Origin of the sequence: Microbacterium ginsengiterrae, from assembly GCF_014205075.1 — a bacterium.
Taxonomy (GTDB): domain Bacteria; phylum Actinomycetota; class Actinomycetes; order Actinomycetales; family Microbacteriaceae; genus Microbacterium; species Microbacterium ginsengiterrae.
In genome coordinates, this window is the sequence record NZ_JACHMU010000001.1 from 2210453 (window position 1) to 2232712 (window position 22260).

17 protein-coding genes and 2 riboswitches are annotated in these 22260 nt (G+C 69.1%); of the genes, 4 read left to right on the plus strand and 13 right to left on the minus strand.

The annotated features are described in order from the left end of the window. Positions 1–5: 5 nt before the first annotated feature. Complete coding sequence (locus HD600_RS10800; protein ID WP_184284823.1) at positions 6–1433, minus strand: MDR family MFS transporter; 1428 nt, start codon at positions 1431–1433, stop codon at positions 6–8. 202 nt (positions 1434–1635) lie between these two features. On the opposite strand from HD600_RS10800, the gene HD600_RS10805 reads away from it, so the two are divergent. After that, positions 1636–3690, plus strand: coding sequence for an ABC transporter ATP-binding protein (locus tag HD600_RS10805; RefSeq protein WP_184284824.1), 2055 nt, complete (start codon positions 1636–1638; stop codon positions 3688–3690). 18 nt (positions 3691–3708) lie between these two features. On the opposite strand, the gene HD600_RS10810 is transcribed toward HD600_RS10805, so the two are convergent. The 7 genes from HD600_RS10810 to HD600_RS10840 all read right to left on the minus strand — a co-directional run bounded on the left by HD600_RS10810 (position 3709) and on the right by HD600_RS10840 (position 11063). Beyond that, positions 3709–4482 (minus strand): SDR family NAD(P)-dependent oxidoreductase, encoded by a 774-nt coding sequence (locus HD600_RS10810; RefSeq protein WP_184283617.1) that lies wholly within the window; start codon positions 4480–4482, stop codon positions 3709–3711. A gap of 30 nt (positions 4483–4512) precedes the next feature. Beyond that, positions 4513–5454: a glycosyltransferase gene (locus HD600_RS10815; protein WP_184283619.1), complete on the minus strand. Its 942-nt coding sequence runs from the start codon at positions 5452–5454 to the stop codon at positions 4513–4515. A gap of 59 nt (positions 5455–5513) precedes the next feature. Then, positions 5514–6650, minus strand: coding sequence for a cysteine desulfurase family protein (locus HD600_RS10820; RefSeq protein ID WP_184283621.1), 1137 nt, complete (start codon positions 6648–6650; stop codon positions 5514–5516). Further along, positions 6650–7501 (minus strand): carboxylating nicotinate-nucleotide diphosphorylase, encoded by an 852-nt coding sequence (gene nadC / locus HD600_RS10825; RefSeq protein ID WP_184283624.1) that lies wholly within the window; start codon positions 7499–7501, stop codon positions 6650–6652. The genes HD600_RS10820 and nadC overlap by 1 nt, the downstream gene beginning before the upstream one ends. After that, positions 7501–9006 (minus strand): L-aspartate oxidase, encoded by a 1506-nt coding sequence (nadB, locus tag HD600_RS10830; protein ID WP_184283626.1) that lies wholly within the window; start codon positions 9004–9006, stop codon positions 7501–7503. The genes nadC and nadB overlap by 1 nt, the downstream gene beginning before the upstream one ends. Continuing rightward, positions 9003–10304 (minus strand): quinolinate synthase NadA, encoded by a 1302-nt coding sequence (gene nadA, locus HD600_RS10835; RefSeq protein WP_184283628.1) that lies wholly within the window; start codon positions 10302–10304, stop codon positions 9003–9005. The genes nadB and nadA overlap by 4 nt, the downstream gene beginning before the upstream one ends. Before the next feature lie 96 nt (positions 10305–10400). Next, entirely contained in the window at positions 10401–11063 is a 663-nt protein-coding gene (locus tag HD600_RS10840) for an NUDIX hydrolase (protein ID WP_260980464.1), read from the minus strand. A gap of 60 nt (positions 11064–11123) precedes the next feature. Next, positions 11124–11217: riboswitch (glycine riboswitch) on the plus strand. A gap of 1 nt (position 11218) precedes the next feature. After that, positions 11219–11300, plus strand: a riboswitch (glycine riboswitch). Positions 11301–11357: 57 nt separating this feature from the next. Here HD600_RS10840 and HD600_RS10845 point away from each other — a divergent pair. The 3 genes from HD600_RS10845 (at position 11358) to gcvP (ending at position 15834) form a co-directional block, all read left to right on the plus strand. Then, on the plus strand, positions 11358–12542 hold the full coding sequence (locus HD600_RS10845; protein WP_184283630.1) for a glycine cleavage system aminomethyltransferase GcvT: 1185 nt from the start codon (positions 11358–11360) through the stop codon (positions 12540–12542). After that, a complete protein-coding gene (gcvH, locus tag HD600_RS10850) occupies positions 12539–12916 on the plus strand; it encodes a glycine cleavage system protein GcvH (RefSeq protein WP_184283632.1) in 378 nt (125 codons plus the stop codon). The genes HD600_RS10845 and gcvH overlap by 4 nt, the downstream gene beginning before the upstream one ends. A gap of 62 nt (positions 12917–12978) precedes the next feature. Further along, on the plus strand, positions 12979–15834 hold the full coding sequence (gene gcvP, locus HD600_RS10855) for an aminomethyl-transferring glycine dehydrogenase (RefSeq protein WP_221421530.1): 2856 nt from the start codon (positions 12979–12981) through the stop codon (positions 15832–15834). Between the two features lie 44 nt (positions 15835–15878). Here gcvP and HD600_RS10860 read toward each other — a convergent pair whose 3' ends face one another. From HD600_RS10860 to HD600_RS10880, 5 genes are all read right to left on the minus strand, one after another. Continuing rightward, positions 15879–17597 carry a dipeptide ABC transporter ATP-binding protein gene (locus tag HD600_RS10860; protein WP_144795643.1) on the minus strand — a complete coding sequence of 573 codons (1719 nt, stop codon included), beginning with the start codon at positions 17595–17597 and terminating at the stop codon, positions 15879–15881. Continuing rightward, positions 17594–18568, minus strand: coding sequence for an ABC transporter permease (locus tag HD600_RS10865; protein ID WP_184283634.1), 975 nt, complete (start codon positions 18566–18568; stop codon positions 17594–17596). The genes HD600_RS10860 and HD600_RS10865 overlap by 4 nt, the downstream gene beginning before the upstream one ends. Beyond that, a complete protein-coding gene (locus tag HD600_RS10870; RefSeq protein WP_184283635.1) occupies positions 18561–19487 on the minus strand; it encodes an ABC transporter permease in 927 nt (308 codons plus the stop codon). The genes HD600_RS10865 and HD600_RS10870 overlap by 8 nt, the downstream gene beginning before the upstream one ends. Positions 19488–19626: 139 nt before the next feature. Then, the gene (locus tag HD600_RS10875) at positions 19627–21249 is read right to left on the minus strand and encodes an ABC transporter substrate-binding protein (protein ID WP_184283636.1); all 1623 of its coding nucleotides are present in this window, start codon (positions 21247–21249) and stop codon (positions 19627–19629) included. Between the two features lie 152 nt (positions 21250–21401). Next, entirely contained in the window at positions 21402–22193 is a 792-nt protein-coding gene (locus tag HD600_RS10880; protein WP_184283637.1) for a CPBP family glutamic-type intramembrane protease, read from the minus strand. Positions 22194–22260 lie beyond the last annotated feature (67 nt).

Below are 22260 nucleotides of genomic sequence, written 5' to 3' on the forward strand. Positions count from 1 at the left end.
AGAGGTCAGTGGCCTCCGGCGAACTGTGCGTCCACGTCGTCCGCGGGCTTGCGCACGAACGGGCTCAGTGCCACCGCGCCGAGCGAGATGAGCGCCGCGATGAGGAAGGCGAGACGAGCGCCCGGTGCCCCGGCCGCTGCGGTCTCGAGACCCTGCTGCTCTCCGGCGTGAAGGACCGACGAGTACACGACGATCAGCAGCGCCACCCCGGCGGCACCGCCGACCTGCTGGATCGTGTTCAGCGCCGCAGAGCCGTGCGAGTACAGGTGGCGGCGCAGCGAACCCAGCGATGACGAGAACAGCGGGGTGAACGACATCGCAAGACCCACCGACATGAACGTCTGCGAGATGACGAGCAGCCACCACGCCGTCGTCTCGCCGACGGTCGCGTAGAAGAACAGGGCGGCGCTGATCATCAACGTCCCGGGGATGAGCAGCACGCGCGTGCCACGGGCGTCGTAGACCCGCCCCATCACCGGGCCGAGCAGACCCATGAGCACCGAGCCGGGCAGGAGGATGAGGCCCGCCTGCAGGGCGTTCAGACCGGCGACGTTCTGCAGGTACTGCGGCAGGAGCGTGAGGGTGCCGAACATCGCCATAGCGACGATCGCCATGACGATGACCGAGATCGTGTAGTTCGAGGTGCGGAACACCCGCAGGTCCAGGAGGGCGCGGTCGCCGCGCTGCAGCACGAGCTGACGCCAGACGAACAGTGCGAGGCCGACGGCGCCGACGACGAGAGCGATCACACCGGTGGTGGCCCCACCCGACTCGCCTTCGCCACCGAACTGGCTCAGTCCGTAGACGACACCGCCGAAGCCGATGGCGGACAGCACGATCGACAGCACGTCGATGGGGACGTCCCTCGTCTCGCCGAGGTTCGTCATCCACTTGATGCCCATTCCGAGCGACACAAGCGCGATGGGAAGCACGATCGCGAACAGGGCGCGCCAGCTCATGGTCTCGAGCACGGCACCCGCGAGGGTCGGGCCGATGGCGGGGGCGAGCGAGATGACGAGTCCGACGCGGCCCATCATGCGTCCGCGCGACTGCGCAGGGACGACGTTCATGATGGTCGTCATCAGCAGGGGCATCATGATGCCCGTGCCGCCGGCCTGGATGACGCGACCCAGCAGCAGCACGGCGAATCCGGGGGCGATCAGGCAGACGAGCGTACCGACCGAGAAGGCGCTCATCGCCGCGATGAAGACCTGCCGCGTCGTGAACCGCTGCAGGATGAAGCCCGTCGTGGGGATCACGATCGCCATCGTGAGCATGAAGGCGCTGGTCAGCCATTGACCGAGTTCCGGCGGGATGCCGAGATCGGTGTTCAGATGGGGGATCGCGATGCCCATGGTCGTCTCGTTGAGGATCGCGACGAACGCCGCGACCAGCAGGAGCCAGATGACGCGCATGTCCGACGGCGCGACCATCGGCGCCTTCACGGTGGGAACCGAGCCGGTGGATGTGGTGGCCAAAGCGTCTCCTCAGTGGAATCGGGGTGGCGGAAGGCCTGAGCTGGAATCGACAGATCCGATATCCGCTCGTGCACGACGTTTCAGGATAACCCCGTCCGGCGACATCCCATTCCCCTTCGGTGAGATTTTCTTCGCGCAATAGAGTGAGCGCATGACTATGGGAGCAATGGGCGGCGGACGCGGTGGCGGCGGCGGGTTCCGTGGAGTCGACGAAGCCGCGCAGAAGAAGCTCAACGCACAGGCTCCGAAGATCGCCGGTCTCGGCCGGCGGGTGGTCGCCCTGTTCCGTCCCTATCTCGGCCGCATCATCGTCACCGGCATCCTCGTCATCATCGGTGCGGGTATCGCCGTCATCCCGCCGCTGATCGTGCAGCGCGTGTTCGACGACGCGCTGTTCCCCGTCGACGGTGCAGGCCCCGATCTCGGTCTGCTGATCCGCCTCGTCCTGGCGATGATCGGACTCTTCCTCCTCTCCGCCGGTCTCGGCGTCGCGCAGACGTGGTTCACCTCCACCGTGGGCAACAGCGTCACCGGTGACCTGCGGGTGCGGCTGTTCGAGCATCTGCAGGCGATGGAGCTCGGCTTCTTCACCCGCACGAAGACCGGCGTCATCCAGTCGCGACTGCAGAACGATGTCGGCGGCGTGTCCGGTGTCCTCACGAACACGGTCACGAGCATCCTCGGGAATGTCGTCACGGTCATCGCGTCTCTCGTGGCGATGATCCTGATCGACTGGCGACTGACGCTCATCGCGGTCTTCCTCATGCCGTTCCTCGTCCTCGTGCAGCGGAAGGTCGGCCAGGTCAGGGCCCGTATCGCAGGGGAGACGCAGGAGTCCCTGTCGGAGCTGACGGCCATCACGCAGGAGACGCTGAGCGTGTCGGGCATGCTGCTGTCGAAGGCGTTCAACAGGCAGCGGACGGAATCGGAGCGCTACCAGGCGGAGAACCGCAATCAGGTCGCCCTGCAGGTCCGAAGGGCGATGAGCGGCCAGGGGTTCTTCGCCGTCGTGCAGGTGCTCATGGCATCCGTCCCCGCGGTCATCTACCTCGTCGCCGGGTACCTCATCGCCGGAGGTGAGGGCGCGATCACCGCCGGCACCGTCGTCGCCTTCACCACGGTCCAGGCCCGTCTCCTCCAGCCGCTGATGGGCCTGATGCGCGTCTCGCTCGACCTGCAGACGTCCTCGGCGCTGTTCGCGCGCATCTTCGAGTACCTCGACCTCGTCCCCGAGATCGAGGACGCCCCTGACGCCATCACGGTCGCCGAGGCACCCGGTCCCCGCGGGCGCATCGAGTTCCGGGATGTCGTCTTCCGCTACCCCGACGCGGCACCCGACACCCGACCGACCCTGCGCGGGGTGTCGTTCACCGCCGAGCCAGGACAGCACGTGGCTTTCGTCGGTCCTTCCGGTGCCGGCAAGACGACGGTGCTGTATCTCGCGCCGCGCCTGTACGAGGCGCACGGCGGGGCCGTGCTCTACGCCGGATCGGACGTGCGCACGCTGACCCAGGAATCGATCATCGACGACGTGGGGATCGTGTCGCAGGAGACCTACCTGTTCCACGCGACGATCCGCGAGAACCTCCTCTACGCGAAGCCAGAGGCCACCGACGAGGAGCTCGTCGCGGCCTGTCGCGCGGCCAACATCCACCACATCATCGACGGCTTCGAGCAGGGGTACGACACCATCGTGGGTGAGCGCGGTTACCGGCTCTCCGGTGGGGAGAAGCAGCGCATCGCGATCGCCCGCGTACTGCTGAAGGATCCGCCGGTCCTCCTCCTCGACGAGGCCACGAGCGCGCTGGACACCGTCTCGGAACGCGTGGTGCAGGAGGCTCTGGACGAGGCGGCCAAGGGGCGCACCGTGCTGTCCATCGCGCATCGCCTCTCAACGGTGATGGGGGCGGACGTCATCCACGTGCTCGACGCCGGGCAGATCATCGAGTCGGGCACCCACGCCGAACTCCTCGCGCAGGGCGGTCTGTACGCCGAGCTCGCCGCGCAGCAGGTCGCCGCCTCGCAGATCCTCGACACGGAGGCGCAGATCGAGGAGGCCGCGGGGGATGCGCCGGTGGCGTTCGCGGATCGCCGCGCCGACTGCGCTCCCGCTGACTCGGTCGCACAGGATGCCGTGGCCACCCTCACCGCCTCGGTCCCGCTGCTCGACGGACCGGCGAGCGACCAGCGGGTGTATCCGGCCGAAGGATGAGCCCGGCGCCGACTCGCGTCAGTGTGCGGACATGCCGCCGTCGACGAACAGCGAGTGGCCGGTGACGTAGCCCGACCCCGGGCCGGCGAGGAAGATCGCCGCGGCCGCGAAGTCCTCCGGGATGCCGTTGCGGCCGATCATCGTCCGCTCGGCGAGCGCGGCGACGGTGGCCGGGTCATCCTGCAGGCGTGCGTTGAGTGGCGTGAGCACGAAACCGGGGACGAGTGTGTTGCTCGTCACCCCGTGCCGCCCCCACGCCTCGGCCTCCGATCGCATGAGGGATTCCACTGCGCCCTTGGACGCGCCGTACACCCCGCTGCCGACGAATGCGCGGTGCGCCTGCTGAGAGCTGATGTGGATGAGTCGCCCGTATCCTCGCGCGGCCATCCCCGTCGCGTACCGCTGGCCGAGCAGGAAGGGGGCGAGCGCGTTCACCGTCATGGTGGCGTCCCAGTCCGCTTCGGTGATCTCGGCGAACGGTGGGCGGATGTTGATGCCTGCGGAGTTGACGAGGATGTCCGGCTCGCCGAACGGAGTGGTCGCGGCCTCGGCGGCGGCACGGATGCCGTCGCGCGTCGAGAGGTCGCCGACGATGCCGGCGGCACGCAGTCCGGCGTCGGTCAGCGCGGTCACGGTCTCGTCGATGCGCTCACGACCCCGCGCGACGATCACGACGGATGCGCCGGCGCGGGCGAGTGCCGTCGCGATCCCGCGTCCGATCCCCGAACTCCCGCCGGTGACGACCGCCGTGCGTCCGGTGAGCGAGAAGAGGGCGTCGAGCGAGGAGTTCATGGTGTTCCGTTCGTCGGGGGCGTGCGGGCGTCACCACGCCAGCGCGGCGGTGAGTGACGGGTCGGGGCGGGCGTCGGCGAACTCGGGAAGGGCGCGCAGCTCGTCGACGAACACCGACAGTTCCGCCCCGTACGCCGGGTCGGGATGCGTCGCCGCGAGTGCCTCAAGAGGGGGGAGATCCATCGTCAGGATGAGGGACAGCCGCGCGGCCACGGCGGCCGTCGCACCGGCGTCGTGCAGAACGCGGATGCCGCCGCGCAGCGCGGTCAGGTAGTCGCGGAGGACCGCAAGCCGCCCCTTGCTCTGGGTGATGGAGGAGCCGTCCGCCCTCAGCCGCCAGTGCACGACCACATCCGGGATGACATCGAATGCCGCGGCGCCGGTGTACATGCGCTGCGCGACGACCTGGTCCTCGTAGGCGACGCCCTCGGGGAAGCGGAGGCCGGACCAGAACTCCGTGCGGCTGACCTTCGACCAGGCGACGATGTTCGCCGATGCGGCGGGGTGCGCGAAGATGTCCGTGCCGAGGCGCTCGGGGTCCGTGGCCGCCGCCGTCCACGGCTGCACCCGCCCCGGCACGTACGTGCCACCCCGCAGTCGCGAGCGCACGTAGGCCCCGGCGACGAAGTCGCTGCCGGTCCTCGTCAACGTGCCCGTGAGGCGGGCGACGGCGGCAGGGGTGAGTTCGTCGTCGGCATCCAGGAAACCGAGGAAGGGCGTGTCGACGAGATCGATGCCGACGTTGCGGGCGGCACCGAGGCCGCGTGGGATCTCATGGCGCACGAGCGAGAACCTGGTGTCGGCGTTGGCGGCATGCGCGAACACCTCACCGGTGTCATCGGACGATCCGTCGTCGATGAGGATCGCGCGCCATCGTGGTTCGGTCTGCGCACGCAGTGACGCGATCGCCGCCGGAGCGAAGGCCGCGATGTCGCGACCGGGAACGATGAGCGTGACGATCGGAGCGGGCACGACACGAGTCTAGGGTCGCAGGCGGCGGCGGAGAGACGCGCTGAGCGGGGGGCAGCGCGTCATCCGGTCACGGCCGCGACCGCCTCGGCGACGAGCGCGACGAGATGTTCGGGGGCGTCGTCCGGCAGCGGTGTGCGCCCGAACGTGAATCGCACGGAGGTCTGGGCGACGACGGGGTCGACGCCGCAGGCCACCAGGACGTGAGAGGGCTCGTCGCTGCCCGCCGCGCAGGCGGATCCGCTCGAGGAGACGACGCCGCGGCGCTCGAGCTCGAGCAGCACGGCCTCTCCGCTCGTGCCCGCGAAGGTGAAACCGGCGGTCCCCGGCAGCCGGTGCAGCGGGTGTCCGGTGAGCGCCGCGCGCGGGACGGCGGCGAGGACGCCAGAGATGAACCGGTCCGTCAATGCGCCGACACGTGCGGCGCGTTCGGCTCGCTCCGCGTCGGCGAGGTCGAGCGCCGTGGCCAGGGCGACGGCGCCGGCGACATTCTCGGTGCCGGACCGTCGGCCGCGCTCCTGGCCCCCGCCGTGCAGCACCGGTTCGAGCGGGATCCGCCCGCGCACCGCCAGTGCGCCGATGCCCTTCGGTGCGCCCACCTTGTGACCGGCGACCGAGACGGCATCGACACCGAGGTCGTGCAGCGGCAGCCAGCCGGCGGACTGCACCGCGTCGAGGTGCACTGGGGCACCGGCCGCTCTCGCTGCAGCGACGAGAGAGGGGATGTCCTGAACGGTGCCGATCTCATTGTTCGCATGACCGATCGAGACGAGGGCGGTGTCCTCGCGCAGAGCCTTGGCGAGAGCACCGGCCATCACACGGCCGTGCTGGTCGACCGGCAGCATCGTCGAGGTCGCGCCGTGGAACCGCTCGAGGTACGCGACCGACGCGAGGATCGACTCGTGTTCGATCGGCGTGGTGATGACGTGGGTCCTACCGCGCGCGAGAGCGCCGAGGAGGATGCCCTTGACGGCGAGGTTGTTCGCCTCCGTCCCGCCGGCGGTGAAGACCACGTCGCCCCGGCGCGCCCCGAGTGCCCTGGCGACCCTCGAGCGGGCATCCTCCAGGGCGCGCGCCGCCTCCTCGGCGACCGTGTGCCTGCTCGACGGGTTGCCGAACGCTCCGGTGAGATACGGCCTCATCGCCTCGAGCACTTCCTGCCGGACCGGCGAGGTGGCGGCGTGGTCCAGGTACAGCATCAGCCGATCCGCACGTCCAACCCGAGGTCGAGGGCGCGTGCGGAATGCGTCAGTGCGCCGACGGAGATGACATCGACCCCGGTCGCGGCGATGGCGCGCACGGTGTCGAGGGTGACGCCGCCGGATGCCTCGACCGTGGCGCGGTCGCCGATCAGCGCCACGGCGGTGCGGAGGTCGTCGATGGAGAAGTTGTCCAGGAGCACCGTGTGCGCACCCCCCGCGAGCACGGCCTCGATCTGATCCAGACGGTCGACCTCGATGACGACGTGCGCGGTGTGCGGGAGCGCCGAGAGTGCGTCGCGCAGTGCGGTTGCGAGGTCGAGGACTGATGCCTGCAGCACGGCGAGGTGGTTGTCCTTCGCCATCACGGCATCCGAGAGGGAGAAGCGGTGGTTGCGACCTCCGCCGGATGCGACGGCGTGCCGCTCGAAGGCGCGAAGGCCCGGTGTCGTCTTGCGCGTGTCGACGATGCGTGCGCCGGTGCCGGACACGGCCGCGACGTAGCGGGACGTCAGGGTCGCGATCCCGCTCATCCGCTGCGTGAAGTTCAGCGCGACGCGTTCGGCGGTGAGGATGCTTTGCGCGGAGCCCGCGACGGTCGCCAGCACGTCGCCCGGCGCGAACTCGTCGCCGTCACCGACGTGGACGTCGACGACCACATCGGGGTCAGTCAGCGTGAAGGCGGCGGAGAAGACCGCTCCGCCGCTGAAGGTTCCGGGTTCGCGCGCCGTGAGGTCGGCGGTGGCGGCGGCATCCGCCGGGAGCAGGGTCGTGCTGGTGAGGTCTCCCCAAGGAGCATCCTCGTCCAGAGCGGCTCCGACGACGCGCGAGATGGTGGCGGGGGAGAGCATCAGGCTCCGATCAGTGCGGGGTGGCGGGAGATGTGGTGCGCGCCGACCGAGACGGTGCGTGCGAGGGCGGCGGCTACGGTCGCCTCGGCGACGACGAGCAGGTTCGCCTCCTCCTGCTGCGACCGGGTGAGCGGGGTGGCGCTCGCCGCGCGTCGCCGGGCGATCGCCGCCTGCGCCTCCGCGAGGCCCTCCGGGGTGCGCAGGAGGCCGACACGGTCCCACATGAGCTGCGGGAGGGACACCTGGTCGAGGTCGTCGCGCCACTGGTCGTCCGGCACGAGGGGATCCGGCCGGGCCGCCGGGGCGGGAGAGCGGCGTCCCGGTGCCGCGGGGTGCGTCGCGCGCGGGCCGTCACCGGCCGCCGCGGCCGCGCGGGCGCCGAACACGGCCGCCTCCAGAAGCGAGTTCGACGCGAGGCGGTTGGCGCCGTGCACCCCCGTGCGCGCGACCTCTCCGGCGGCGAAGAGCCCCGGCAGCGAGGTCCGACCGTCGAGATCGGTGCTGACCCCGCCCATGAGGTAGTGCGCGGCCGGTGTCACCGGGATCGGCTCGCGGGACCAGTCGAGACCGCGCTCGCGCGTGATCGCATCGATCGTGGGGAAGCGCGCGGCGAGCCGTCCCGCCCCGATCATCGTGGCGTCCAGACGCACCGGAGCGCCCTGAGAGGCGGCTCGTGCTGCCACCGCGCGCGCGACGACGTCCCGCGGCGCCAGTTCTCCGTCGGGGTGCGCATCGAACACGAAACGTCGCCCGTCGTCGTCGATGAGGGCCGCGCCTTCGCCTCGGACGGCTTCGGAGATGAGGAACGCGTCGCCGGTGGTGAGGACCGTCGGGTGGAACTGCACGAACTCGAGGTCTGCGACGTCGGCTCCTGCGCGGATGGCCGCGGCGATGCCGTCGCCCGTGGCGCCGACCGGGTTCGTCGTGTGCGCGTACAGTCGGCCGGCGCCTCCGGTGGCGAGGATGACGGCATCCGCGTGGATCTCGAGCGGACCGCTCCGATCGATGAGCCGCACGCCGCACACGGTGCCATCGTCCACGAGCAGGTCGACCAGCAGCGCGTGCTCGACGACGTCGATTTCGGACGCGTGCACCTGAGACACCAGCGCCAGCGAGATCGCCGCGCCCGTCGCGTCACCGCCGGCGTGCGCGATCCGTGGGTGCGTGTGCGCGGCCTCGCGACCGCGCAGCAGCGTGCCGTCCGCTGCGCGGTCGAACGACACCCCCCGCGCGATCAGCTCGGCGATGCGGGCAGGGCCGTCGCCGACGAGGACGTCCACGGCACGGCGGTCCGACAGCCCTGCACCGGCTGTGACGGTGTCGGCGGCGTGCACAGCGGGGGAATCGTCACGCCCGTAGACGCCGGCCACTCCGCCCTGTGCGAGCGCCGTGCATCCGCCGCCGAGCGCATCCTTGGTCACGAGCGTGGTGCGATGCCCGGCCTCTGCCGCATGCAGCGCCGCGGTGAGCCCGGCGACGCCGGAGCCGACCACGACGATGTTCATGCGCGCGGCTTCGCTGCCAGCATCCGCTCGAGGGCCACGCGCGCCGGGTCGGCGACGGCGCTCTCCACGCGGATGCGGTTGGGCGTGCGGCCGGCGACGAGTTCCTCGAGCACCCAGGCGAGGTAGCCGGGGTGGATGCGGTACATGGTCGAGCACGGGCAGACGACGGGGTCGAGGCAGAAGATCTCGTGCTGGGGGAACTGCGCGGCGAGGCGCCGGACGAGGTTGATCTCGGTGCCGATCGCGAACGTGGTCGGCCTTGTAGCGGAGGCGATCGCGCGGCGGATGTAGTCGGTCGAACCCGCCTCGTCGGCTGCGTCGACGACCTCCATCGGGCACTCCGGATGCACGATCACTCGCACTCCGGGGTGCTCGGCCCTGGCCTGGTCGATCTGCGCCACCGTGAACCGGCGGTGCACCGAGCAGAAGCCGTGCCACAGGATGACCCGAGAGTCGATCAGGTCCGTTTCGGTCGACCCGCCCAGCGGGCGCCGAGGGTTCCACATCGGCATCCGCTCCAGTGGCACGCCCATCGCCTTCGCGGTGTTGCGACCCAGATGCTGATCGGGGAAGAAGAGCACGCGCTGCCCGCGCTCGAACGCCCACTCCAGCACCGTCTGCGCGTTCGAGGAGGTGCAGACGATGCCGCCGTGCCGCCCGACGAAGCCCTTGATCGCGGCGGACGAATTCATGTAGGTCACCGGGATCACGGGGACGCGACCGCTCTCATCGATGACGTCGAGGGGGCCGAGGACGTCGGCGAGCTGATCCCAGCAGTCCTCGACCTGATCGATGTCTGCCATGTCCGCCATCGAGCATCCGGCGGCGAGGTTGGGCAGGATGACCGCCTGGTCCGGCGCCGACAGCAGATCAGCGGTCTCCGCCATGAAGTGCACGCCGCAGAACACGATCGCCTCGGCATCGGGTCGTTCGAGAGCGGCACCGGCGAGCTGGAAGGAGTCGCCGACGTAGTCGGCGTGACGCACGACCTCCTCGCGCTGATAGAAGTGCCCGAGCACGACGACGCGGTCGCCGAGAGTCCGTCTGGCGGCGCGGATCCGCTCATCGAGGTCGTGCTCGTCCGCCGTGCGGTATTCGGCGGGCAGCTCGCCCTGCCGCGGGGCTCCGGTCGGGATGACGTCGCCCATCGACGATCCCGGGCCGTAGCCGGGGAGCGCGTCGAACGTCCACGGGGATGCCGCAAGGTCTGTGGTGCATGTGGCATCCGCTGTCGAGGTGATCGAGCGGATGAGGTGATCGACGGAGGGATCGATGGTGCGGACGGGTGACGTGGGCATCGGAGCGCCGCCTTCTGGTCATTTCGACACTATGTGTGCGCGTCCAGATTATGTCGATCTGACCCTAAGTGCAATCCGTCTCTCGGGAGCGGCCGATCAGGCCTTCTCCGCGAGCCGGAACAGGCGAGCGGGACGGTGCTTGCCGGTGCGGAACGACTCCGTCGGGACGAGTTCGTCCGATCCCTCGAGGAGCCGACGGAAGTTCGAGGGGTCGAGGCGCCGTCCGAGCACCGTCTCGTAGACCTCGCGCAGTTCGGTCAGGGTGAACTCGTCCGGCAGCAGGCCCGCTCCGATCCAGCTGTAGCCGACCTTGTTGCGCAGCCGCCACAGGGCGTATTCGGCGATCCGGCGATGGTCGAAGGCGAGCGGTGGAAGATCGTCGACGTCGAACCACTCGACGTTCTCCGGGGCTCCGGCAGCCGAACGCTGCGCATCCACGAGATCCGAGCGCAGCAGTGCCCAGTAGATGATCGAGACCACGCGCGTGGGCGAGCGATCGACGTCGCCGAACGTGTACAGCTGCTCGAGGTAGCTCGGGGTGAGCGCCGTGGTCTCGGCGAGCGTGCGGGACGCGGCGGCATCCAGGTCCTCCGCGGGGTCGAGCCATCCGCCGGGGAGTGCCCAGGCGTCGAGATACGGGTCGCGCGTCCTCCGGACGAGGGGGAGCATCAGCCGGTCGCCGTTCGCGCCGCTTCGCAGCGAGAAGATGACGGCCGAGACGGCGACGCGGATCGCGTCGGAGCTGCCGGGTGTGATCACACGGTCGAGCCTAGATGAGGGCCGAGGGTATGCTGGGAGCGCTAAGTGAACACAGGCCGCATGACCTGCGCGGGAGAGCCCGAAGCACACGATCGGGCACCGAAGGAGCAAGCCTCCCCGCCAATCTCTCAGGTACCCATACCGCGCATGTCCGGCCGCTCTGAAAAGCGATTCTCGAATCCGCCGACGGTGAAAGCCCCCGAGGGGCGAAACTCTCAGGCCCATGACAGAGGGGGAGTTCTCGGATACCGTGCATTCCGTACGGCATCCTTCCGATCGACACGGGAGAACTCCATGACCGAGGCCCGCTACACCCCGCTGCGCGAGCGACATGAGTCGCTTGGCGCGTCCTTCACGGATTTCGGCGGGTGGCAGATGCCGGTGCGCTACACCTCCGACCTCGCCGAGCACCACGCCGTGCGCTCCGCCGCTGGGCTCTTCGACATCTCCCACATGGCGGAGTTCCTCGTCACGGGTGACTTCGCCGCCGAGTTCCTCGACTTCGCCCTCGCCGGTCGCCTCTCGGTGATGCCGGTCGGAAAGGCGAAGTACTCCCTGCTGCTGACCGAGGGCGGCGGGATCATCGACGACGTGATCGTCTACCGCCTCGCGGATGAGCGGTTCCTCATCATCTCGAACGCGGGCAACCGCGGCTTCGTGGACTCGGCATTGGCCAAGAGGGTGCGGGACTTCCCGTCGCGCATCGAACGGGAGACGTCCCTCCGCTCGGCCGATGGGGAGCGCAGCTTCGCCGGGTTCCTCGGCGATCGGGGAGTGGACGTCGAGGACGTCTCGGACGACTACGCCCTCCTCGCCGTGCAGGGACCCGCAGCGCAGGAGATCCTCGCGGCGACGGAGGACATCACCGGACTCAGTGCTCCCTGGTCGGAGCAGCGGTACTACGCGTGGGCGAGCGCCAGCTATCACGGCGAGCCGCTGCTGCTCGCGCGGACCGGATACACCGGCGAGGACGGCTTCGAACTGCTCGTCCGCGCGGCGGACGCCGCGGCGCTCTGGGACGATCTGCTGTCGGCGGGTCAACCGCACGGCCTGGTCCCCGCGGGGCTCGCGGCACGCGACACCCTCCGACTCGAGGCGGGCATGCCGCTCTACGGCAACGAACTGTCCCGCGAGATCACGCCGGCACAGGCCGGTCTCGGCCGCGTCGTGGCATCCGACAAGGAGTCGTTCGTCGGCAAGGACGCTGTGGCGCCCGCCGAGGGCGCGCGCGTGCTCGTGGGGCTGACGGCGGAAGGACGGCGCGCGGGACGCGCCGGCTACGCCGTCGTCGCAGAGGACGGCACCGCCGTCGGTGAGATCACCAGCGGCGCCCTCAGCCCGACACTCGGCCACCCCATCGCGATGGCCTACATCGACCCCGCGTTCGCGGATGCGGGCACCACTGTCCACCTGGATGTGCGGGGGACGAGGATTCCCGCCACCGTGACCGCCCTGCCTTTCTACCGGAGGAAGAAATGACCGATCTCACCGCACTCAAGTACACGGACGAGCACGAGTGGCTCTCCGTCGCCGACGGCGTCGCCACCATCGGCGTCACCGACTACGCGGCGGACAAGCTCGGGGACGTCGTCTTCGTCGAGCTCCCCGCTGTCGGTACCGAGATCGCCGCCGGCTCCGTGGTCGGCGAGATCGAGTCGACGAAGTCCGTCGGCGAACTCTACGCACCCCTCGCCGGGACCGTGACCGAGATCAACGACGCCGTCGTCGACGACCCGTCGCTCGTGAACGCCGAGCCGTTCGAGGGCGGCTGGCTCATCAAGGTGTCGATCGCCGACGGTGCGGCCGACGGCCTGCTCGACCGCGACGCCTACGTCGCGCTGACGGAGGGTTGATCCGCCTCGTGACCTCTTTCGCCGATCGTCACATCGGGACGACCGCCCAGGCGCAGCGCAGGATGCTCGAGGAGCTCGGCATCGCCGATGACGAGGCGCCCGTCGAGGCGCTCATGCGTCAGGCCGTCCCCGCCGCCATCTTCACGTCTGCATCCGACGGCGACTCGCGCATTCCCCGCGCGGCCTCGGAGGCCGAGGCGCTCTCCGAGCTGCGCGGCTTCGCCGCACGCAACACCGTCAACACCTCGATGATCGGCCTCGGGTACTACGGCACGATCACTCCGAGCGTGATCCAGCGCAACGTCCTGGAGAACCCGTCCTGGTACACCGCCTACACCCCGTATCAGCCGGAGATCTCGCAGGGGCGCCTGGAGGCGCTCATCAACTTCCAGACGATGGTCGCCGACCTCACCGGTCTCTCCACCGCGAACGCGTCGATGCTCGACGAGTCGACGGCCGTCGCGGAGGGGATGCTGCTCGCCCGACGCGCATCGAAGACGAAGTCCGACGTCTTCGTCGTCGACGCCGGTGCCTTCCCGCAGACCAAGGCTCTGCTGGAGACGAGGGCCGCCGCACTGGGGATCGAGCTCGTCGAGCGTGACCTGGCTGCAGGTGAGACGCTCCCCGACGAGCTGTTCGGTGTCTTCGTGCAGTACCCCGCCGCCTCCGGGCTGGTGTGGGATCCGAGCGCCGTCATCGATGCGGCGCACGTCGCCGGTGGCCTCGCGGTCGTCGCGGCCGATCTCCTCGCGCTGACCCTCATCGCCTCGCCGGGCTCCCTCGGCGCCGATGTCGCCGTCGGCACCACGCAGCGGTTCGGCGTGCCGATGGCCTTCGGTGGCCCGCACGCCGGCTACATGGCCGTCAGGGCAGGACTCGAGCGTCAGCTCCCCGGACGCCTCGTCGGTGTGTCGGTCGACGCGGACGGCAAGCCGGCGTACCGCCTCTCGCTCCAGACGCGCGAGCAGCACATCCGCCGTGAGAAGGCGACCTCGAACATCTGCACCGCGCAGGTGCTCCTCGCCGTCATGGCGTCGATGTACGCGGTCTACCACGGTCCGGACGGGCTGCGGGAGATCGCGCAGTCCGTCGCGGGCAAGGCCGCGACGCTCGCCGCGTGGATGCGCGAGGCGGGCGCCGTCGTCACGAACGACGCATTCTTCGACACCCTCGAGGTGCGTGCAGCGGATGCTGCCGACATCGTCGCCCGTGCGCACGACGAGTCCGGCATCCTGCTGCGCCTGGTCGATGACCGCACCGTCAGCATCTCGGTCGACGAGACGACCACGGACGCCGATCTGAACGCCGTCGCCGCCCTCTTCGGCGGCAAGACCTCTGCCTTCGGCGCACGGGGCGTCGAGCGAGCCGGAGACGAGACGAAGCCGGCGGAGCGAGCCGACGCCGACGCCCTGCCCCAGGAGCTTCGCCGCTCGGACGAGTTCCTCACGCACCCGGTCTTCCACGTGCATCGCAGCGAGACCGCCATGATGCGATACCTCAAGGGCCTCGCCGACCGGGACTACGCGCTCGATCGCGGCATGATCCCGCTGGGCTCGTGCACGATGAAGCTGAACGCCGCCACTGAGATGGCCGCCATCACCTGGCCGGAGTTCGCGCAGATCCACCCGTTCGCTCCCGAGTCCGATGTCGCGGGCTACCTCGAGATGATCGACCAGCTCGAGGGTTGGCTCGCCGAGGTCACCGGATACGACGCCGTCTCACTGCAGCCGAACGCCGGCTCGCAGGGCGAACTGGCCGGACTGCTCGCGATCCGCGGCTACCACCGTGCGAACGGCGATGAGGGGCGCACGGTGTGCCTCATCCCGTCGTCCGCGCACGGCACCAACGCGGCATCCGCCGTCCTCGCCGGGATGAAGGTCGTCGTCGTCGCCTGCGACGACCTCGGCAACGTCGACCTCGACGACCTGCGGGCCAAGATCGCCGCGCACGCCGACGAGATCGCCGCGCTCATGATCACGTACCCGTCGACGCACGGCGTGTACGAGCAGGACGTCGTCGAGATCACCTCCGCCGTGCACGCCGCAGGTGGACAGGTCTACGTCGATGGCGCGAACCTCAACGCGCTGCTCGGGTACGCGCGGTTCGGCGACCTCGGCGGTGACGTGTCGCATCTGAACCTGCACAAGACGTTCGCGATCCCGCACGGCGGAGGCGGGCCGGGCGTCGGCCCGGTGGCGGCCAAGGAGCATCTCGCCGCTCATCTGCCGTCGCACCCGCTCGCGCAGCGCGACGCCCACGCCGGCGGGTACACGTTCTCGGGCGGCGTCGTCTCCGCGGCCCCGTACGGCTCCGCGGGCATCCTTCCGATCTCCTGGTCGTACGTGCGCATGATGGGCGCCGAGGGCCTGCGCGACGCGACAGCGGCCGCCGTCCTGTCGGCGAACTACATCGCGGCCCGGCTCGGCGAGCACTTCCCCGTGCTGTACACCGGCGAGAACGGACGCGTCGCGCACGAGTGCATCCTCGACCTGCGTCCACTCAAGGAGAGCACAGGCATCACGGTCGACGACGTCGCCAAGCGACTCATCGACTACGGCTTCCACGCGCCGACGATGTCGTTCCCGGTTCCCGGCACGCTGATGGTCGAGCCGACGGAGTCGGAGGACCTCGGCGAGATCGACCGTTTCGTCGAGGCGATGATCATGATCGCGCAGGAGGCCGACGATGTCGCCGCCGGCCGGTGGCCCGCCGACGACAATCCGCTGGTCAATGCACCGCACACCGCGGTGTCGCTCATCGCGGGGGAGTGGGACCACGCCTACACCCGTGAGGACGCCGCCTACCCGGTGCGGTCGCTCGTGTCGACGAAGTACTGGCCGCCGGTGCGCCGGATCGACCAGGCGTACGGAGACCGCAACCTCGTCTGCGCGTGCCCGCCGGTGGAGGCGTTCGCCTGATCTGTCGGGCGGGGACGCGCATCGCGCCGTCCCCGCCCGACAGATCACACGCCCAGTTCGATGTCCCGTCCGGGGATCGCGTCGAGCAGACGCTGCGTGTAGGGCTGCTGCGGGTTGTCGAACACCTCGTCGACCGAGGCCTGCTCGACGATCCGGCCCGCCTCCATGACGCACACCCGGTCGGCGATGAGCCGCACCACGGCGAGGTCGTGTGTGATGAACAGGTAGGTCAGGTCCATCTCGCGCTGGAGGGATGCCAGCAGGTCGAGGATCTGCGCCTGGACGAGCACGTCGAGGGCCGACACGGCCTCGTCGAGGACGAGGATGTCGGGGTTCAGCGCCAGGCCCCTGGCCACGGCGACACGCTGCCGCTGTCCGCCGGAGAGCTCGTTCGGGTACCGCGTCGCCAGGGCGCGGGGGAGGGCGACCTGGTCGAGCAGCTCGAGCACTCGCTGCCGCCGCGTCGAACGGTCACCGACACCGTGCACGTTCAACGGCTCGGCGATCGAGTTCCCGATGCTCATGAGCGGATCCAGCGACCCGTACGGATCCTGGAACACCGGCTGCAGTCTGCTGCGCAGATCGAACAGCTGCGCACCGGAGAGCGCGGCGGTGTCGTTGCCCTCGATCCGGATGGTCCCGGACGTCGGCTTCTCGATCTGCAGCACCATCTTCGCGATGGTCGATTTGCCGGAGCCCGACTCGCCCACCAGCGCCATGGTCTCACCGCGATGGATCTGGAAGGTCGCATCAGAGACGGCCACGAAGTCCTTGGATCCGAAGTTGCCGGTGCGCAGCTTGTACATCTTGGTGAGGTTCTCGACCTCGATCATGGGCTGCGCGGTCACGACGGGCTTCGCGTCCGGCTCCGCGATCGCGGCCAGATCGAACGACTCCGCGGGGGCCGGCGGCAGCTCGGGTTTGCTCCCCAGGCGACGGGAGGCGAGGCTCGGGGCGGCCGAGACAAGGCGCTTCGTGTACGGATGCTGCGGATTCGCCAGGATCTCGCGGCTCGGACCCGCCTCGACGATGTTGCCGCGGTACATGACGATGAGCTTCTGAGCCCGCTCCGCCGCGAGTCCGAGGTCGTGCGTGACGAAGACCACCGCGGTGCCGAGCTCGCGCGTGCGCGATTCGAGGTGGTCCAGCACCACGCGCTGCACGGTCACGTCGAGCGCGGAGGTCGGCTCGTCGGCGATCAGCAGCTGCGGATCGGCCGACAGACCGATGCCGATGAGGGCGCGCTGCTTCATGCCGCCGGAGAACTGATGCGGGTACTGCTTCATCCGCGTCTCGGCGTCCTTCAGGCCGGCCTGCTCGAGCACGGCGACCGCGCGGCGGTGGACCTCAGCACGGCCCTGGGCGAGACCGTTGGCGCGGATGGCCTCCTCGACCTGGAAGCCGACCGACCAGACGGGGTTGAGGTTCGACATCGGGTCCTGAGGGACCAGGCCGATCTCTCGGCCGCGGAGCGATTCCATCGTGCGACGGTTCGCGCCGACGAGCTCCTTGCCGTTCCACATGATCGACCCGCCGGTGACCTTCCCGGTCCCGGGGAGCAGGTCGATGAGGGCGTGGACCGTTGTCGACTTGCCGGAACCGGATTCCCCGACGATCGCGACGGTCTCTCCGGGGTGGACGTCGAAGTCGACGCCGTGGACGACCTCGTTGATGCGGCGATCGACCTTGAAGCCGACGCGCAGGCCTCGGACGCTGAGCAGCGGCGGCTCGATGGGGGTGCGTTCGGATCGGAGCGTGTTCATCGACGTGCCCTCGCCTTCGGGTCGAGGGCGTCGCGGACGGTCTCCCCGAGCAGGATGAAGCCCAGCACCGTGATGGAGAGGGCGAGTGACGGCCAGATCAGCGGCATCGGGTCCGTGCGCAGGGAGAGCTGCGCGGCGCTGATGTCGTTGCCCCAGCTGATGTACTGCCCCGGGGGCAGTCCGACCCCGAGGAAGGACAGCGTCGCCTCGGCGACGATGGCACTCGCGAGGGAGAGCGTCGTGACGACGATCGCCGGGGCGAGGGCGTTCGGGAGGACGTGGCGCACGAGGGTGGCACCGCGCGAGAGCCCGAGGGACCCCGCTGCCATCACGAAGTCGGCGTTCTTGACGCGCAGGACCTCGCTTCGCACGATCCTCGCCGTGATCGGCCAGGAGAACCCGCCGATCGCGAAGGCGATGACGAGGGGATTGCGATAATCGGCGAGCACGCTCATGACGACGACGGCGGCCAGGATGTAGGGGATCGAGAAGAAGATGTCACCGGCACGCGAGAGCACGGTGTCGAGGAATCCGCCGAAGAAGCCCGCGAGCGATCCCATGAGCGTGCCGACGACGAAGGTGATGGCGATCACGAGCAGACCGACGGACACCGACGTCGACGCGCCGTAGATGATGCGCGAGTAGACATCGCATCCCTGGCGGTTGAATCCGAGCGGGTGCCCCGCGGACGGTGCGCCGTTCGAATTCGCGAGCGTGCACGCGCGCGGGTCCACCTGCGTGAACAGCCCGGGGAAGAGCGACACGAGGACCACGACGAGGATGATCACCACCGAGATCCAGAACATGGGTCGCACGCGCATGTCGCGCCACGCGTCGATCCACAGGTTCGACTTCTTCTCGCGGACGCGGACCGCATCGACGACGGCCGGCGTCTCGTCCACCGCGGCGACGAAGTGAGTGGGCAGCGGCTCGCCGATGCCGGGGGATGAGGGAGTGGGCGAATCAGGCATAGCGGATCCTCGGGTCGAGCACGGCGTAGAGCAGGTCGATGACCAGGTTCACACCGAGGTAGATCAGCACCATCACGGTGACGAAGGAGACGACCGTGGCGTTCTCGCCCTTCAGGATGGCGTTGAAGAGCACATTGCCGACGCCGGGGACGTTGAAGATCCCCTCCGTGACGGTCGCACCCACCATCAGCGTGCCGAAGTCGGTCGCGGTGTTGGTGATGGTGGGGATGAGGGAGTTGCGCAGCACGTGCACCGGGATCACGCGGCCGCGGGAGAGGCCCTTCGCGTAGGCGGTGCGCACGAAGTCCTGGTTGAGCGTGTCGATGACGGATGCACGGGTCAGACGCATGCTCGTGGCGTAGAGGCTCACCGCGAGCACGATGGCCGGAAGGAGCAGGTCCTTCATCGGGGCTCCCGATCCGACGGTCGGTGAGAACCAGCCGAGTTTCACCCCGAGCCCGAATTGGGCGATGAACGCGACGACGAAGATCGGCACGCTGAGGAACAGCAGGCCGATGATGAGGTTGATGTTGTCGAACAGCTTGCCCTTGCGCAGGCCGGAGAACAGCCCGATGATCACCGCGAGCACGAGTTCCATCGCGATCGCCATGACGGCGAGCTTCAGCGTCACGGGGAACGTGCGGGCGAGGATCTGCGCGACCGGCTCGCCGGAGAAGCTGATGCCGAAGTCGCCGACGAAGATCCCCTTCAGGTACAGCAGGTACTGCACGATGAAGGGCTTGTCGAGGTTGTACTGCGCGCGCACGCGCTCGAGCAGGGCCTCGCTGGGCTGCTTGTCGCCGAACAGTGCGGCCACGGGGTCGCCCGGCATGGCGAAGACCATCCAGTAGATGAGGAGGGTCGTACCGAGGAGGACGGGGATCACCTGCAGCAGGCGACGGAGGACGTATCTCAGCATGTGCGAGCGCCCCTTCGCGCCGCCGGAGTCCGCGCGGACCGGAAGTTCATGGTGTGGAGTTGCTCCTAGATACTGCGCATGACGCAGAGGTGACAGCCAGACGAGGCCCCGGGCGTCCCCGGGGCCTCGTCTGCACAGCTTACTTCTTGGTGATCTCGTTGAAGATCGGGACGGAGTTCCAGCCGAACTGGACGCCGTCGACGTCTTCGCTGAAGCCACCGGTCGTGCCCTGGTACCACAGTGGGATCGAGGGCAGGTCGGCGAGGAGGATCTCCTGCGCCTCGTGCAGCTTCGCGATCGACTCGTCGTGGTCGGACGTCGACACCGCCTCATTCAGCAGCGCGTCGAACTCCGGGTTCGAGTAGAAGCCGTGGTTCGAGCTCGCGTTGGTGAAGTACAGCGGCTGCAGGAAGTTGTACGCACCCGGGTAGTCCGCCTGCCAGCCGGCGCGGAACGGTCCGCCCACGACGTCGGCCTCACGGTCGTCGAGGAACGCCGCGAAGGTCGGGTACAGCTTCGGTGCGGAGTCGACACCGAGGTTGTTCTTCCACTGGTTGGCGACAGCCTCGATCCACACCTGGTGCGGGCCGTCGCTGTTCGTGGCGACCTCGATGGTGCCCTCGAACGGCGAGATGGCGTCGGCCTGGGCCCACAGGTCCGCGGCGCGCTCCGGGTCGAACTCGAGCACGTCGCCGCCGGCGAGGTCCTCGGTGTACCCGTCGACGACGGGCGAGGTGAAGTCCTTCGCGGGGATGTTGGTCCCCTCGAAGATCGCGTCGATGATCTCTTCGCGGTCGACGGCGAGGGACAGCGCCTGACGACGCAGCTTGCCCTCTTCGTCCATGCCGAAGTGCGGCAGGTTGGTGGAGATCGCGAGGGTCGTGATCAGCGCGCCGGCCTGGTTGATCGCACGGTCGCCGAGATCGGACTCGAACACCGAGAACGCGGTGTCGGAGATCTGGTCGAGGACGTCGAGGTTGCCGCCCTGCAGGTCGCTGTAGGCGGCATCCAGCGACGCGTAGATCTTGAAGAACACGCCGTCGTTCTTCGCCTCACGCGGGCCGACGTAGGAGTCGTTCTTCACGAGGCTGATCGACTCGTCGTGCTTCCACGCGCCGTCGCCGTCGAGCATGTACAGACCGTTGCCGATCGGGTTCTGGCCGAACGCCTCCATGTCCTCGAACGCGACGTCGGGGAGCGGGTAGTAGGCCGAGTAGCCGAGGCGGTCGGGGAAGTCCGGGGTGGCGGTGACCGTGAACGTGTAGTCGTCCACGACCTTCAGACCCGACATCTCCTCGACGGGCTCGGACTCGCTGAAGCCCTCGATGTCGCCGAAGAAGTACTGGTTGTCCAGCGCGTTGTCGATGTTCGCTGCATAGTTCCACGCGTCGACGAAGTTGTGCGCCTGCACAGGGGTGCCGTCGCTGAAGACCGCGTCCTCACGGAGCTTGACGGTCCAGGTGGTGCTGTCGTCCGACTCGATCGACTCGGCGACGCCCATCTGCGTCTGCCCGTCGGCATCGTAGTAGACCAGGCCCTCCCAGAGCAGGTCGACGACCTTGCCGCCGCCGACCTCGGAGGTGTCGGCGGGGATGAGGCCCTTCTGGGGCTCGGTGTTGTTCGCCGTGATGATTCCGCTCGCTGCGCCCTCACCGCTGTCACCGTTGCCGGCGTTGTCGCCGCCGCCGGCGCAACCGGCGAGGACGAGAGAGCCCGCGGCCACGAGCGTGGCGAAGCCGAGAGCGATCCGTGATCGTTTCACTTGTTCTTCCTCCTGATCGGACCGGGTCGCGGCGCGCATGGGTGGGCGCCTGACAAGCTCCGGTACGTGATGACGTCAGATTAGTTCGGCCCCCGTCCTGTTCAGGATCGGCAGGAGGAGATGAAACAGAATCGTGATGGGTCCCGCACCCGTCACCCGGGGAAGCCGAACAGCCAGGGGAACGTCGCGGCGGCCCACGGATAACCAACGAAGGCGGTGGCGTCGATGAGGAAGTGCGCCACGAGGAAGGGCAGCAGACGCCCCGTCCTGGCGAACAGCCAGCCGAACAGCAGCCCCATTCCGAGATTGCCGATGAACGCACCGGGGCCCTGGTACAGGTGATAGCTCGCCCGCAGCACCGATGTCGCGATGATGATCGGCCAGATGCCCCAGCCCAGTTGCCTCAGCCGGTGGAACAGGTAGCCGAGGACGACGAACTCCTCCATGACCGACGCCCTGGCGGCCGAGAGGAGCAGCACGGGCACGGTCCACCAGTGCGCATCGAGTCCGCCGGGGTCGACGGCGACGAAGAGCCCCCACGCGCGCCCGGCCGCGTAGAGGGCGAGACCGGGGATGCCGATGACGAGCACGAGCAGGATGCCGCGGCCGATGTCCGCGCCGACGCGGGTGCCGTCAAGACCCAGCGACCCCAGGTGCGGGCGGGTGTTCTGCCAGAGCAGGAAGCAGACGAGCACGACCGGCACGACAGCGAACCCGATCCCCAGCAGCTGGTAGATGAGGTCGAAGATCTCGCGGTCGCTGCGGGAGGGGTTCAGCGTGGTGGTCTGGTCCGCCAGGGGCGTGGTGTCGGTGAGGCGGTAGGCGAGCTGGACGATGGAGTAGACGGCCGATTCGCCGAGTCCGAGTGCGAGCACGATCGCGATCTCCCACCGGATCCGCGACCGGGACGACGGCGGGGTGACGGTGGATGCTGAGTGGCGCACAGACCGATGCTACGGGAGCCCCTGGGAGCGCGGTCAGCGCCCGATCAGTGAGCGTGCGATATCCTGT

Bases quoted from the DNA above. Each gene is read 5' to 3' on its own strand.
- HD600_RS10800 (WP_184284823.1), bottom strand. From the start codon at position 1,433: ATGGTCGCGCCGTCGGACATGCGCGTCATCTGGCTCCTGCTGGTCGCG.
- HD600_RS10805 (WP_184284824.1), top strand. From the start codon at position 1,636: ATGGGAGCAATGGGCGGCGGACGCGGTGGCGGCGGCGGGTTCCGTGGA.
- HD600_RS10810 (WP_184283617.1), bottom strand. From the start codon at position 4,482: ATGAACTCCTCGCTCGACGCCCTCTTCTCGCTCACCGGACGCACGGCG.
- HD600_RS10820 (WP_184283621.1), bottom strand. From the start codon at position 6,650: ATGCTGTACCTGGACCACGCCGCCACCTCGCCGGTCCGGCAGGAAGTG.
- nadC (WP_184283624.1), bottom strand. From the start codon at position 7,501: ATGCTCTCCCCCGCCACCATCTCGCGCGTCGTCGGAGCCGCTCTGGAC.
- nadB (WP_184283626.1), bottom strand. From the start codon at position 9,006: ATGAACATCGTCGTGGTCGGCTCCGGCGTCGCCGGGCTCACCGCGGCG.
- nadA (WP_184283628.1), bottom strand. From the start codon at position 10,304: ATGCCCACGTCACCCGTCCGCACCATCGATCCCTCCGTCGATCACCTC.
- HD600_RS10845 (WP_184283630.1), top strand. From the start codon at position 11,358: ATGACCGAGGCCCGCTACACCCCGCTGCGCGAGCGACATGAGTCGCTT.
- gcvH (WP_184283632.1), top strand. From the start codon at position 12,539: ATGACCGATCTCACCGCACTCAAGTACACGGACGAGCACGAGTGGCTC.
- gcvP (WP_221421530.1), top strand. From the start codon at position 12,979: ATGCTCGAGGAGCTCGGCATCGCCGATGACGAGGCGCCCGTCGAGGCG.
- HD600_RS10860 (WP_144795643.1), bottom strand. From the start codon at position 17,597: ATGAACACGCTCCGATCCGAACGCACCCCCATCGAGCCGCCGCTGCTC.
- HD600_RS10865 (WP_184283634.1), bottom strand. From the start codon at position 18,568: ATGCCTGATTCGCCCACTCCCTCATCCCCCGGCATCGGCGAGCCGCTG.
- HD600_RS10870 (WP_184283635.1), bottom strand. From the start codon at position 19,487: ATGCTGAGATACGTCCTCCGTCGCCTGCTGCAGGTGATCCCCGTCCTC.